This is a genomic window from Rhizobium sp. TRM95796, from assembly GCF_025779995.1.
Classification (GTDB): Bacteria; Pseudomonadota; Alphaproteobacteria; order Rhizobiales; family Rhizobiaceae; genus Rhizobium_E.
Window position 1 is genome coordinate 98,677 of record NZ_JAOXHE010000005.1, and the last position, 12,654, is coordinate 111,330.

At 62.0% G+C, this 12,654-nt stretch carries 10 protein-coding genes; 7 read left to right on the forward strand and 3 right to left on the reverse strand.

All coding sequences use genetic code 11. The features are described from left to right. Nucleotides 1–171: 171 nt before the first annotated feature. A complete protein-coding gene (locus OCK01_RS11855; protein ID WP_263824086.1) occupies nt 172–312 on the reverse strand; it encodes a hypothetical protein in 141 nt (46 codons plus the stop codon). 183 nt (nt 313–495) lie between these two features. Here OCK01_RS11855 and OCK01_RS11860 point away from each other — a divergent pair, with 183 nt between their 5' ends. The 3 genes from OCK01_RS11860 (at nt 496) to OCK01_RS11870 (ending at nt 5,896) form a co-directional block, all read left to right on the forward strand. Continuing rightward, nucleotides 496–1,935: a glutamine synthetase family protein gene (locus OCK01_RS11860; RefSeq protein ID WP_263824087.1), complete on the forward strand. Its 1,440-nt coding sequence runs from the start codon at nt 496–498 to the stop codon at nt 1,933–1,935. Nucleotides 1,936–2,234: 299 nt separating this feature from the next. Beyond that, complete coding sequence (locus OCK01_RS11865) at nt 2,235–3,107, forward strand: LysR family transcriptional regulator (protein ID WP_263824088.1); 873 nt, start codon at nt 2,235–2,237, stop codon at nt 3,105–3,107. A 260-nt stretch (nt 3,108–3,367) separates the two neighbouring features. Then, entirely contained in the window at nt 3,368–5,896 is a 2,529-nt protein-coding gene (locus OCK01_RS11870; protein ID WP_263824089.1) for a methyl-accepting chemotaxis protein, read from the forward strand. A 66-nt stretch (nt 5,897–5,962) separates the two neighbouring features. Here the strand turns inward: OCK01_RS11870 and OCK01_RS11875 are convergent, their stop codons facing one another. Together OCK01_RS11875 and aceA are read right to left on the reverse strand one after the other, a co-directional pair. Next, nucleotides 5,963–6,196, reverse strand: a complete 234-nt coding sequence (locus OCK01_RS11875) for a hypothetical protein (RefSeq protein WP_263824090.1) — start codon at nt 6,194–6,196, stop codon at nt 5,963–5,965. Between the two features lie 85 nt (nt 6,197–6,281). Next, nucleotides 6,282–7,571, reverse strand: coding sequence for an isocitrate lyase (gene aceA, locus OCK01_RS11880; protein ID WP_263824091.1), 1,290 nt, complete (start codon nt 7,569–7,571; stop codon nt 6,282–6,284). A 219-nt stretch (nt 7,572–7,790) separates the two neighbouring features. On the opposite strand from aceA, the gene OCK01_RS11885 reads away from it, so the two are divergent. From OCK01_RS11885 to OCK01_RS11900, 4 genes are all read left to right on the forward strand, one after another. Beyond that, on the forward strand, nt 7,791–9,200 hold the full coding sequence (locus OCK01_RS11885) for a helix-turn-helix domain-containing protein (protein WP_263824092.1): 1,410 nt from the start codon (nt 7,791–7,793) through the stop codon (nt 9,198–9,200). Nucleotides 9,201–9,399: 199 nt separating this feature from the next. Then, on the forward strand, nt 9,400–10,452 hold the full coding sequence (locus tag OCK01_RS11890; RefSeq protein ID WP_263824472.1) for a polyamine ABC transporter substrate-binding protein: 1,053 nt from the start codon (nt 9,400–9,402) through the stop codon (nt 10,450–10,452). Between the two features lie 120 nt (nt 10,453–10,572). Further along, on the forward strand, nt 10,573–11,733 hold the full coding sequence (locus OCK01_RS11895; RefSeq protein ID WP_263824093.1) for an ABC transporter ATP-binding protein: 1,161 nt from the start codon (nt 10,573–10,575) through the stop codon (nt 11,731–11,733). A gap of 11 nt (nt 11,734–11,744) precedes the next feature. Then, nucleotides 11,745–12,650 carry an ABC transporter permease subunit gene (locus OCK01_RS11900; RefSeq protein ID WP_263824094.1) on the forward strand — a complete coding sequence of 302 codons (906 nt, stop codon included), beginning with the start codon at nt 11,745–11,747 and terminating at the stop codon, nt 12,648–12,650. Nucleotides 12,651–12,654: the final 4 nt, after the last annotated feature.

A 12,654-nucleotide genomic window follows, 5' to 3' on the forward strand; every position in this document is an offset into this window, starting at 1 on the left:
TCGTCGATCCTGGCAATATCCACAGTTCCTGTTAATTTTGGATTACCTATATAAGCAGGAGCAATCCAACCTGTGGTCGTCTCCCCTCGAGCGACTGCGGGGCAGCCTCGACGGCAAGACCAGAGAGCCGCGCCGCGTAAGGCGGCGCGTCGAAAAGCGATGTATTGCCGTTCAGGCGAGGAAGAGGGAGATCACGTAAAGCGCGGCGAAACCCGCCGAGAGCGTCGCGATCCAGAACAGCCGGGCGGTGGTGTCGGCCTTCTCCGCCTTGGCGATCGCGACTGCGCGCCGGCGTTGGTGATGTCCTGCCATTCTTCACTCCTGTTCATGAGCCGCCATGATAAGACTACGATCCGCAGTCTTTCTCAAGAAAGAATTAAAATACCGATTCAGCCGTAGGTTCGGTTAAAACTTTGCCCAAAAAGTGGCTGCCCCCTCGCCAAATGCGCGGGAAACGCTATGATCGCCCCATCATAAACCTCAAACCGGTGTATCATGGCCGCTAGGAAAGCGCATACAAAGACTGCAAAAGCCTCGACCGTTCTTCCTCCAAAGCCATCGCCCAAAATCTCTCGCCTGCGCGGCGTCGACACCTGGAAGGAAGCCGCCGAATGGCTTCGCGCCCGTGGTATCGAGGACATCGAATGCATCACGCCCGATCTCGCCGGCGTTCCGCGCGGCAAGATGATGCCGACGTCGAAATTCACGTCCAACACGTCGCTGGCGCTGCCGTCGGCGATTTTCCGTCATACGATATCGGGCGAGTATCCGGACGAGACGGAGGAGTTTCGCTACGATTCCCGCGACAGCGACATCAAGCTGGTTCCGGATCTGTCGACGCTTTCGGTCGTTCCCTGGGAAACCGATCCCACGGCCCAGGTGATCTGCGACATCGTCGACACCGAGGGCAAGGCGGTGCGCTATACGCCGCGCAACGTGCTCAAGCATGTGCTTGATCTCTATAAGGAGCGCGGCTGGAAGCCGGTGGTGGCGCCGGAAATCGAGTTCTATCTCGTCGCCAAGAACGACGACCCCGATTACCCGCTCCGGCCGCCGCAGGGCCGGTCCGGCCGCTCCATCCAGGGCGGGCAGGGCTATTCGATCGCCGGCATCAACGAATTCGACGAGTTGATCGACGATATCTACCACTTCTCCGCGGCGCAGGGCCTCGAGATCGATACGCTGATCCACGAGGAGGGGCCGGCGCAGCTGGAAATCAACCTGCGTCACGGCGATCCGATCGAGCTGGCCGACCAGGTCTTCCTGTTCAAGCGCACCATCCGCGAGGCGGCGCTGGGGCATGGCATCTACGCGACCTTCATGGCCAAGCCGATGCAGGGCCAGGCGGGTTCGGCCATGCACATCCATCAGTCGGTGGTGGACGCCAGGAGCGGCAAGAACATCTTCTCAAATCCGGATGGTTCGGCGTCCAAGGAATTCTATCACTTCATCGGCGGCATGCAGCAATATGTGCCGAAGACGCTGGTGATGATGGCGCCCTATGTGAATTCCTACCGGCGGCTGACGCCGGGCATGGCCGCCCCCGTCAACAATGCCTGGGGCAACGACAACCGCACCACGGCCTTCCGCGTGCCGGTGTCCGACGCCGCCGCTCGCCGCGTGGAGAACCGTCTGCCGAGTTCGGACGCCAATCCCTACCTGGCGCTGGCGGCTTCGCTCGCGGCCGGCTATCTCGGCATCGTCAAGGGGCTCGAGCCGACGCCGCCGTCCGACGGCACGGCCAACGAAGGCTCCGTCGAACTGCCGCGCGGCTTGCTGGAGGGCGTGTCGCAGCTCGAGACGGAGCCTGCTCTGCGCGACGTGTTCGGCGACGAGTTCATCGGCATGTATGCCGGCGTCAAACGCGGCGAATTCGAGACCTTCATGCAAGTGATCAGCCCGTGGGAGCGGGAATATCTGCTCTTGAACGTCTGATCGGCGTCATCCACGATCGCTTCCCAAATGCCCGGCGCATCCCGCCGGGCATTTTTTGTTTAATGACCTCGTCGCAGCAGCCGAGCGAGAAGCGAGGGCCGGGCCTGTTGCGGGCAAGGCTCCCGCCACCGGCGGCGCTCTCGCATCATCTCGCAGTGGCGGGCGTAGAAAAAGGCGGTCAGAATCGCGTGCATCGCGTCTCTCCTCCATTCATGGAGCCAATCTCATTGGCGACGCTTGCAGACTGTCATTCAAAATGAGAGGTATATATCTCCAAAATCGAGATCGGTTTTTCAAGAATGAAAGACATTCCCTGGGACGCCTATCAGATTTTTCTGACCGTCGCCCGCTATGGCGGATTGACGGGCGCGGCGCACGCCACCGGCCTCAGCGCCGCCACTCTCGGTCGCCGTGTGCTGCAATTCGAAGAGCGCCTGGGTCGGTCGCTTTTTCATCGCAGCCCGACCGGCTATGCGCTGACGTCGGATGGCCAGGCGTTGTTTTCGGAGCTTCTCGTCATGGAGGGCGCCGCTCGCCGCGTCGAACAATGGCAGAGTGAGGCCAAGGGCGCGGTGACGATCCGCATTGCGCTCGGCAGCTGGATCGGCCTGTTCGTGTCGGAGAATGTCGGCTCTCTCGTGACCCGGCGCGATCCGATCCGGCTCGACCTGTCGATCGGCGAACAGCGGTCGCAGTTGAGCCATCGCGAACATCATATCGGCATGCGCGCCCACGAGCCCGAGGAACCCAATCTCGCCGCCCGCTTGATCAGCGAAGTCGCCTATGCGCCCTTTCGACGGCGCAACGGCGTGGACTATGATCGCTGGATCGCGGTGGAGGAGGCGGAAGCGCATTCCGCCTATCTGCAATGGCCGCATCGGGAAAAGCCGGGGGCTATCTCGATGACCGTCAATCGCCCACGTTCGCTTCTCGATCTCATTCGCGCCGGCGCCGGGATGGCCGTGTTGCCCTGCTTCATCGGCGACCGCGATCCGCAACTGGAGCGGGCCGGCGAAGAGATCATCTCGCTGCGCCATCGCCAATGGCTGGTGACGCATAGCGACGATCGCGCCAGACGCGAAATTCGCCTGGTCGCCGATCGTCTGGCCAAATTGCTCAAGGCGCATGCGGAGCTGTTCAGCGGCGGAAAAAACGCGCGCTCTCAGATCTGAACGGCCGGCCGCCTCGACGAGACGCAAATCCGGCGGTTAACGGTATGGCTCGAAAGTGCAAATTTTGTGTCGTAATGTGACGGTCCATCACGCTCAGACGCCAGTCATGCCGCTGATTTTTCAGTGCTTGTGAAGATTTCATGATATTTGCGTTTGTCCAAGTTCCATTAACCGCGTCTTCACGGCCCGCATTGCTATCTCCCGTGGAAATTCAGGGGTCGTGCGAAGGGAGGCGGCGATCCTCATTCGGGATTTGGATCATGATTTGGATCGATCGTATTCTATCGCGCTTCAGTATCCGCACCAAGGTCGTGGTGCTGGTTCTGCCCTTTGTTCTCAGCATCTCCGCGGTCGGGCTGGTGGGCGTTCTCTCCTCGGCGGCCCTGCAAAATCGCATTGCGGTCGCCAGCGCCGCGACGACATCGTTGCGCGGCTTCAAGGACGTCTATGCGGCGATGATTACATTTCTTTCCGACACGAGCGAGCAAAGCCGGGCTACTCTCCAGTCAAGGCTGTCCGAACAGGAAAAGACCCTCGACATCGCCCGGATCGGCCTGAATGGAAAAGCCGAAGGCGTGTCGGATCTCGCCGACGCCCTCGCACAGGTCAGCGACATCCGCGCCCGCATGGACACGCTATGGCAGGTCCATCGGCGCGAGCAGGCTCTGGAGAACAAGCTGAATGCGGCGATGTCCGTGGTGGTGTCGTCTCAGGCCGTGTTGCAACAGGAGGCGACGGCTTACGAGAAAACCATCCGCGCTGCCGAACAGGACGCACGCGAGCGCCTGAGGCAGGCCGACAAGATCCTCGCAGCAACCGCCCTGGCGGGCGCCTCGCGTCGCGATTTCCTCCAAGCGTCCGACGACGCCGCCCGTCTGAAGGGACTTGCGGCGAACCTGGACGAGCTCAAACTGCGCCACAAGTTGATGGCGCCGGCGCTGCCTAAAGACGCCAAGGCGGCGGGGAAAGATTTCTCGAAGCGCTTGAAGACGCTGAAAGCCCTGCTCGAGGCCGAGCCGCGTGCGCCGGATGCCGCTGCCGGGGCGCTGGCCGAGCTCGACGGCCTCATGACGCTGTCGCCGATGCTCGACGCGGCTGCGACGACGCGCATGAAAGACGTGTCGGCGACATTCGCGGAGCTGGAAGGCCAACTCGCAAAGTCCGAGCTCGTTACGCAGGATGCGCGCAGGGTGGTCGACGCCGCGTTCCTCGCCCGTATCGCTTATTCCAGCTTCATGCTCGATCGATCGGAAACCAAGCGTAACGCGCTCGCCGAACAGATCGCGCTCTGCCGCAAAGCGATGTTCTCGCTGGAAGGCACAGCCGGAGACCTCGCTTTCGCCAAACAGCAATCGGCGCTGCTTCTGCCCGCGCTCGACGCGATCGATAGCGACAGCGCGGCCCTGATCGGCACGACCGCCGAGCGGGCCGGACTGTTCGCCGAAGCGACACGCGGAATCGACGCCGTCGGGATGCAACTCGCCGGCTTCGCCGAAAATCAGAAGACCGCTGCGGAGCAGGAAGGCAGCGCCGCCAATGCGCTGTCGCTCGTCGCCAGTCTGGCGGGCGTGGCGATCGCGATTCTCTCCGGCGGCGCTCTGGTCTACACCCTGCGGGGCCCTATCGCGCGAATCACCGGCGCCATGCGCCGCGTCGCCGACGGCGCGCTCGACACCGTGGTCGTCGGCAGCGACCGCCGCGACGAGATCGGCGACATGGCGCGCGCGCTCGACGTGTTCAAATCCAACGCGCTGACCAAGCGGGATCTGGAGCGCCGAAGCGTCGAAGAACAGTCGAGAACCGAGGCCGAGCGGCGGCGGCACGAAGCCGATAGAGAGCGCCGCAACGCCGAGATCGCCGAAGCGGTCGAAGCCTTGGCTTTCGGTCTGGATTCGCTGGCGCGCGGCAGGCTGGCGATTTCGCTCGACACGCCGTTTGCAGGGCAGCTCGATAAGTTGCGTCTGGATTTCAACGCCTCCGTCGGCGGATTGCGCGACACGCTCGTCGAGATCCGCGGCGCTTCGGTCCAGATCCAGGAGAATGGCGTGCAGATGACGGAGAGCGCCAAGGCTTTGGCGGTCCGCACCGAACAGCAGGCGGCGTCGTTGGAGGAAACCGCCGCCGCCGTCGACGGCATTCACACGACGGTGCGACGCTCGGCCCAACAGGCGGGGAATGCGGATCTGACCGTCGGATCCGCCCGTCGCGCGGCGGAGAATTCCAGCATCGTGGTGGACGACGCCACGCGCGCCATGCAGCGCATCCAGTCGACCTCGGGACGGATCGCAAGGATCATCGATGTGATCGACGAGATCGCGTTCCAGATCAATCTCCTCGCGCTGAACGCCGGCATCGAGGCGGCGCGGGCGGGGGAGGCCGGACGTGGCTTCGCCGTCGTCGCTCAGGAAGTGCGCGAACTGGCCCATCGCTCGTCCGTGGCCGCCAAGGAGATATCGGATCTCATCGGCAATTCGACCCGCGAGGTCGAAATCGGCGCGGATCTCGTCAGCCGCACGGGGGCCGCGCTTCTGGAAATATCTGACGCAATCACCAGCATCTCCGCCCAGATCGGCGGCATCGCCCAGTCAAGCCGGGAGCAGTCGGCTTCGATCGCCGAGGTCAATGAAGCTGTTGGACGGCTCGATCAATTGACCCAGCGCAACGCTGCCATGGCCGAAGAAACCGGGGCAGCGACCTTCGCCCTGTCGGGAGAGGCGGACCGGCTGATGTCGCTCGTTGGCCGGTTCGAACTCGAGCGCGCTGAAAGCGGCAGGCTTCGCGCCGCGTGAGCCGCCTGTTCACAGAAGACAGCGACGGGATCCCCTTGCTCGCGGGATCCCTCCGCCTCGACTGCGTCACCCGCCTTGCGTGACGATCACCGGGATCATCAGGTCGCCCCAGTTGCCCTCGTTGTGATGCCGCGCCGAGCGGATCAGTTCGACCGAGACGCCGGCGTCGACCGCCTTCATGACGGTGTGGTTGAGCCTGTGCAGGTCATTGGCGAGCATGCGGATCGCGGCCTGTTGCTCGGCGGTCATGGTGATGGCTTGTTCTTCGGCGCGTTCCTTGACGCGGGTCTGGACGGTCATGGCATTTCTCCTCTTGATTATCTCGGGGTTCATGATGGTTCAAAAGGCCCTCCCGGCGTCCGCCGGAAGGGCAGGCGCAGGGAAATCACTCCGCCGCAGGGCGGAACTGGTCGTGTTCGGTGGATTCCTTCATCGCGGTGGTCGATGACTTGCCGCCCGAGATCGCCATGGAGACGGCGTCGAAATAGCCGGTGCCGACTTCGCGCTGATGTTTGGTGGCGGTGTAGCCGTTGATCTCGGCGGCGAATTCCGCCTGCTGCAGCTCCGAATAGGCGGCCATCTGCCGATCCTTGTAGCCGCGCGCCAGCTCGAACATGCCGTAATTCAGCTGGTGGAAGCCGGCGAGCGTGATGAACTGGAACTTGTAGCCCATCGCCCCGAGTTCCTTCTGGTATTTGGCGATGGTCGCGTCATCGAGGTTCTTCTTCCAGTTGAACGACGGCGAGCAGTTATAGGCGAGCTTCTTGCCCGGATGCACCTTGTGCACCGCTTCGGCGAATTTGCGCGCCTGTTCGAGATCGGGCTTGGAGGTTTCCATCCAGATCATGTCGCAATAGGGCGCATAGGAAATGGCGCGGGCGATGCAGGGATCGATGCCGTTGCGAACCTGGTAGAAGCCTTCGGTGGTGCGGCCGGCGTCGTAATCGACGAAGGGCTGGTCGCGCTCGTCGATATCGGAGGTCAGGAGCTTGGCCGCTTCCGCATCGGTGCGGGCGATGATCAGCGTCGGCGTGCCCATCACGTCGGCGGCGAGCCGCGCCGCGGTCAGGTTGCGGATATGGGCGGCGGTGGGGATCAGGACCTTGCCGCCGAGATGGCCGCATTTCTTTTCCGACGCCAGCTGGTCTTCATAATGCACGCCTGCGGCGCCGGCCTCGATGAAGGCTTTCATGATCTCGAAGGCGTTCAGCGGGCCGCCGAAACCGGCTTCGGCGTCGGCGACGATCGGCGCAAACCAGGTGTCGACCGATAGGCCCTTGCCTTCCTGGGTCTCGATCTGGTCGGCGCGCTGCAGCGTCTTGTTGATGCGCTTGGCGAGCTCGGGGGCGGCGTTGGCCGGGTAGAGGGACTGGTCCGGATACATCGACGATGCGGTGTTGGCGTCTGCGGCGACCTGCCAGCCCGACAAGTAGATCGCCTTCAGACCGGCGCGGACCATCTGCATGGCCTGGTTGCCCGAGAGAGCGCCGAGCGCGTTGACGAAATCCTCTTCGTGGATCAACTGCCACAGCCGGTTGGCGCCCATTTCGGCGAGCGAATATTTGATCTCCACCGAACCGCGCAGACGCTTGACGTCATCAGCCGTGTAGCTGCGCTCGATGCCGTCATAGCGGCTCTTGGGAGCGTTCGGGATGAGATTGTAAAAGTCTGTCATATTTTCCTCCATTCATTCTGGGCAGTTAATGCTGCGAGAGCTGCTTGCTATCTCGTTGATAAGAAGAATTTACATTGCAGCGCAAAAAAATCCAGAAAATAAATGGAAATCAGCTCTGAGAACGGGTTATAGTGTTGAGGGATTTACAAGATCATGCTGTAAATCTGTAAAGTCTGTAAATGTTCGTCACCAATGGATCTTTTGTAAAAGGAGTGACAAATGTCGGAGATGAAGATCTTCGCCGGGCCGCGCGTAAGGCGCATCCGCAATGGCCTCGGCGTCACGCAGACGGCGATGGCCCAGGCGCTGGGCATATCGCCGTCCTATCTCAATCTCATCGAGCGCAATCAGCGGCCGCTCACCGTGCAACTGATCCTCAAGCTGGCCTCCGTCTACAAGATCGATGTCGAGGAGTTGCGCGGCGAGGCGAAAAGCGTGGTCGGGGAGCTTCGGGAAGTCTTTTCCGATCCGTTGCTCCAGGGTGAAATCCCGGGCTCTGAGGAGCTGGTCGAAGTCGCCGACGCCGCGCCCAACGCCGCTCAGGGACTGATCAAGCTTTACCGCGCCTATCGCGAGCAGGCGGCCCGGCTCTCCGATCTCGCCGGCATGCTGGCCCAGGCCGGCCATGACGCGCCGCTCGCCTCCGCGCGCCTGCCGATGGACGAGGCGCGCGAGGTGTTTTCGACAATGCCCTATTACTTCGAGGCGGTGGACGCCGCAGCCGAAGCCTTTCACGCCAGGCTCGATCCGGGCGAGGACCTGGCCCATGCGCTGCGCGAATGGCTGCGCGCCGAGCATGGCGTCGTGGTGCGCACGCTGCCGATCCACGCCATGCCCAATCTTCGTCGCCGATACGACCGGCATTCGCAGCGCCTGTTTCTCTCCGAACGCCTTTATCCGCATGATCAATTGCGCGAGATGGCGCAGGAGGCCTGCCAGATCGCGCTCCGGATCGAGATTGCCGCTGCGCTCGAGGCGCTGCCTCTGTCGTCCGCCGAAGCGCGTCGCATCGGCCGTTTCGAACTCGGCCGTTATGCGGCCCATGCGCTGATGATGCCCTATGGCGCGATGCTGACGGCGGCGCAGCGCGGCGCCTATGACATCGGCCTGCTGGCCGCACGCTTCAAGGCTTCTTTCGAGCAGGCGGCCAGCCGGCTCGTGACGCTTCAGCGACCGGGATCGGCGGGGCTGCCGTTTTTCCTCATGGAGGTGGATGCGGCGGGGAACCGAGTGCGCACGTTGGGCGCAGAGGGCTATCCGCATATCCGCTTCGGCGGCGCCTGCCCGAAACTCTCGGTGCATGCGGTCTTCGCCTCACCCGGGCAGGTGTTGTCGGAAATGGTCGAAATGCCGGATGGCGGCCGCTTTCTCACCGTGGCGCGCACGCTGGAGGGACCGGTGGCCGGCTATGGCGAACGCGTCAGACGCACGGCCCTGCTGCTCGGCTGTGATGCGGCGCATGCCGGCCAGATCGTCTATGGCCGCCAAGCGTTGGAGCCCCTGCCGATCGGCGCAGGCTGTCGTCTCTGCGAACGCGCCGGCTGCCTCGCTCGCGCCGAGCCGCCGCTCACCCGCCCGCTGGGACTGGACGAGATGGTGGCGGGATTGAGCGTGTTCGATTTCCAGTAGACATCGTGTTGAAAACACACCCGCTCATCAACTTGTTCAAACCTTTCCATTTTTCAGTTGTCGCGCTGCAAAATCCTTTCTAATCTGTTTACAGCGGGGAAGCCGGGACATCATAAATCGAAAACCGATCCGGACAAAACAGGAGTAGTTTATCATGAAAAAACAGTTGGTTGGTCTCGCGGCGGGGGTTGTCTTCGCCATGTCTGCCGGCTGGTCCGTCCAGGCGGCGGATCGGGTGGTCAACGTCTACAACTGGTCCGATTACATCGATAGCTCCGTCCTCGAGGAGTTCACCAAGGAGACCGGGATCAAGGTCGTCTACGACGTCTTCGACTCCAATGATCTGCTGGAGACCAAGCTCTTGGCCGGCGGTTCCGGCTATGACGTAGTGGTGCCGACCGGGCCGTTCCTCGCCCGCCAGATCAAGGCCGGCGTGTTCCAGAAGCTCGACAAGTCCAAGCTGCCGAACCTCAAGAATATGTGGCCGGTCGTCTCCGAACGTCTCGCGAAATACGATCCCGGCAACGAATACGCCGTCAACTACATGTGGGGCACCACCGGCATCGGCTATAATGTCGACAAGGTGAAGGCCGCGCTGGGCGACATGCCGATCGACAGCTGGGATGTGCTGTTCAAGCCCGAAAACGCCGAGAAGCTGAAGTCCTGCGGCATCAATATTCTCGACGCGTCGGACGAAACCTTCGCCATCGCCATGAACTATCTCGGCCTCGGCGGCGACAGCAAGAAGACCGCCGATCTCGAAGCCGGCGGCGAAGTCTACAAGAAGATCCGTCCCTTCGTGCGCACTTTCAATGCGTCCGCCTATATCGACGACCTCGCCAATGGCGACGTGTGCATCACGATCGGCTGGTCGGGCGACGTTCTGCAGGCGAAAAGCCGCGCCGAGGAAGCCAAGAACGGCGTCAAGATCGACTATGTGATCCCCAAGGAAGGGACCTATATGTGGTTCGACAACCTCGCCATTCCGGCCGATGCGCCGCATGTCGAGGAAGCGCATGAATTCATCAATTTCATGATGCGCCCCGACGTGATCGCCAAGTCGTCGAACTATGTCCAATACGCCAACGGCAATCTGGAATCGCAGAAGCTGCTCGACGAGGCCGTGTTCAAGAACGCATCCGTCTATCCGACCAAAGAGACTCTGGCGAAGCTCTTCACCATTTCGCCTTATGCGCCGAAGGAACAGCGTGTGCTGAACCGGATTTGGACGCAGATCAAAACAGGCGAGTAACCCTTCCAGGGGCTTGCGGCGGGGCCGTAGCCCCGCCGCTTTCGAGACTAAGGCGCTCGACAGATGAGCGCGCGCATATGCGGATCAACCGCGGGCGCGGGAAAGCGGACAGAGGGGAAAATGGCGAAGACACTGGGGCCCGTAAAGCGTAAGTTCAGCCCATGGATGGATAAGAGCGAAAAGCCGTTCATCCGGTTCGAGAATGTCACCAAGCGGTTCGGCGATTTCGTCGCCGTCGACAATCTCACCCTCGACATCTACGAGAAGGAATTCTTCTCGCTGCTCGGCCCCTCCGGCTGTGGCAAGACCACGCTGATGCGCATGCTCGCCGGCTTCGAAGAGCCGACCGAAGGCCGCATCCTGCTGCAGGGCAAGGATATATCCGGCACGCCGCCCTATAAGCGGCCCACCAATATGATGTTTCAGTCCTATGCGCTGTTTCCGCATATGACGGTCGCCAAGAACATCGCCTTCGGCCTCGAACAGGACAATATGGCCAAAAGCGAGATCGACGCTCGCGTCGAGGAAATGCTGAGGCTGGTCAAGCTCACCGATTTCGCCAAGCGCAAGCCGAGCCAGCTGTCGGGCGGCCAGCGCCAGCGGGTGGCGCTCGCCCGTTCGCTCGCCAAGCGCCCCAAGGTGCTGCTGCTCGACGAGCCGCTCGGCGCGCTCGATCGCAAGCTGCGCGAGGAAACCCAGTTCGAACTCATGGACATCCAGCACAGTCTCGGCCTCACCTTTCTGATCGTCACCCACGATCAGGAAGAGGCCATGACCGTGTCCGACCGCATTGCGGTGATGGACAAGGGCATCGTGGTGCAGGTGGCGACCCCGGCCGAAATCTATGAAGCGCCCAACAGCCGCTACGTCGCGGATTTCATCGGCGACATCAACATCATGGAGGGCGTTGTCTCGGCCAATACAGGTTCGGCCAGTCAGCATGGCGTGGTCAGCCTGAGTTCCGGCGAGTTGAAGATCGAGGTCGAGCAGGAATGCGCGGCGGTCTCAGGCGCCAATGTCGCCTTCGCCATCCGGCCGGAAAAGGTCCGCATTTCGCTGGATCCGCCCGCTGAAACTGGCCGCCCCAATTGCATCGCCGGCGAAGTCATCGATATCGGCTATCTCGGAGACTTCTCGGTCTTCATCGTCGAGACGCCCGACGGCCGCGTGCTGCGCGCCGCACAGGCCAATGTCTCCCGCCATGTCGAGCGGCCGATCACTTTCGAAGACAAAGTCTGGCTTTCCTGGTCGGCGGACGCCGGCCTCGTGCTGACGCGATAGGGGAGGGGATCATGGAGCCGAGCGCCGTTTCCCACAGCCGTCCCAGCCGCTGGCTGGTGGTCGTCATCCCCTATCTCTGGCTGGCGCTGTTCTTTCTCGCGCCCTTTTTCATCATCCTGAAGATCTCGCTGTCGGACAGCGACATCGCCATGCCGCCCTACACGCCGGTGTTCGAGGGCTTCTCGCAATTGGGCGATTTCCTGTCGCAGCTCGATGTCGAGAATTACCTCTACCTGACCGAGGATCCGCTCTACATCAAGGCCTATCTGTCCTCGCTCCGCATCGCAGCCATCTCCACGCTGCTTTTGTTGCTGATCGGCTATCCCATGGCGCTCGCCATGGCCAGGTCCTCGGCCAAGATCCGCCCGACATTGTTGATGATGGTGATCCTGCCGTTCTGGACCTCTTTTCTCATCCGCGTCTATGCCTGGATCGGTATTCTCAAGCCCGAGGGGCTCCTGACCATGCTGTTGCAATCTCTGCATCTCCTCGGGCCGGACCAGCAGGTGCAACTGTTCCGCACCGAATATGCGGTGTTCATCGGCATTGTCTATTCCTACCTGCCTTTCATGGTGCTGCCGCTCTATTCGGCGCTCGAGAAGCTCGACGGCACCTTGCTGGAGGCGGCGAGCGATCTCGGTTGCCCGCCCTGGAAAGCCTTCTGGAAGATCACTTTCCCGCTGTCGCTTCCCGGCGTGATCGCAGGGTCGATGATCTGCTTCATCCCGATCACCGGCGAGTTCGTCATTCCCGACCTTCTGGGCGGCGCCGATACGTTGATGATCGGCAAGACGCTCTGGGTGGAATTCTTCGGCAATCGCGATTGGCCGCTGGCGTCCGCCGTTGCGGTGGTGCTGCTGGCCATGCTGGTGATCCCGATCGTGATCTACCAGAATCAGCAGCAGAAAGCTGCGTGAGGAT

Excerpts from the sequence above, each read along its gene's own strand:
- OCK01_RS11855 (WP_263824086.1), bottom strand. The coding sequence starts at position 312 with ATGGCAGGACATCACCAACGCCGGCGCGCAGTCGCGATCGCCAAGGCG.
- OCK01_RS11860 (WP_263824087.1), top strand. The coding sequence starts at position 496 with ATGGCCGCTAGGAAAGCGCATACAAAGACTGCAAAAGCCTCGACCGTT.
- OCK01_RS11865 (WP_263824088.1), top strand. The coding sequence starts at position 2,235 with ATGAAAGACATTCCCTGGGACGCCTATCAGATTTTTCTGACCGTCGCC.
- OCK01_RS11870 (WP_263824089.1), top strand. The coding sequence starts at position 3,368 with ATGATTTGGATCGATCGTATTCTATCGCGCTTCAGTATCCGCACCAAG.
- OCK01_RS11875 (WP_263824090.1), bottom strand. The coding sequence starts at position 6,196 with ATGACCGTCCAGACCCGCGTCAAGGAACGCGCCGAAGAACAAGCCATC.
- aceA (WP_263824091.1), bottom strand. The coding sequence starts at position 7,571 with ATGACAGACTTTTACAATCTCATCCCGAACGCTCCCAAGAGCCGCTAT.
- OCK01_RS11885 (WP_263824092.1), top strand. The coding sequence starts at position 7,791 with ATGTCGGAGATGAAGATCTTCGCCGGGCCGCGCGTAAGGCGCATCCGC.
- OCK01_RS11890 (WP_263824472.1), top strand. The coding sequence starts at position 9,400 with ATGTCTGCCGGCTGGTCCGTCCAGGCGGCGGATCGGGTGGTCAACGTC.
- OCK01_RS11895 (WP_263824093.1), top strand. The coding sequence starts at position 10,573 with ATGGCGAAGACACTGGGGCCCGTAAAGCGTAAGTTCAGCCCATGGATG.
- OCK01_RS11900 (WP_263824094.1), top strand. The coding sequence starts at position 11,745 with ATGGAGCCGAGCGCCGTTTCCCACAGCCGTCCCAGCCGCTGGCTGGTG.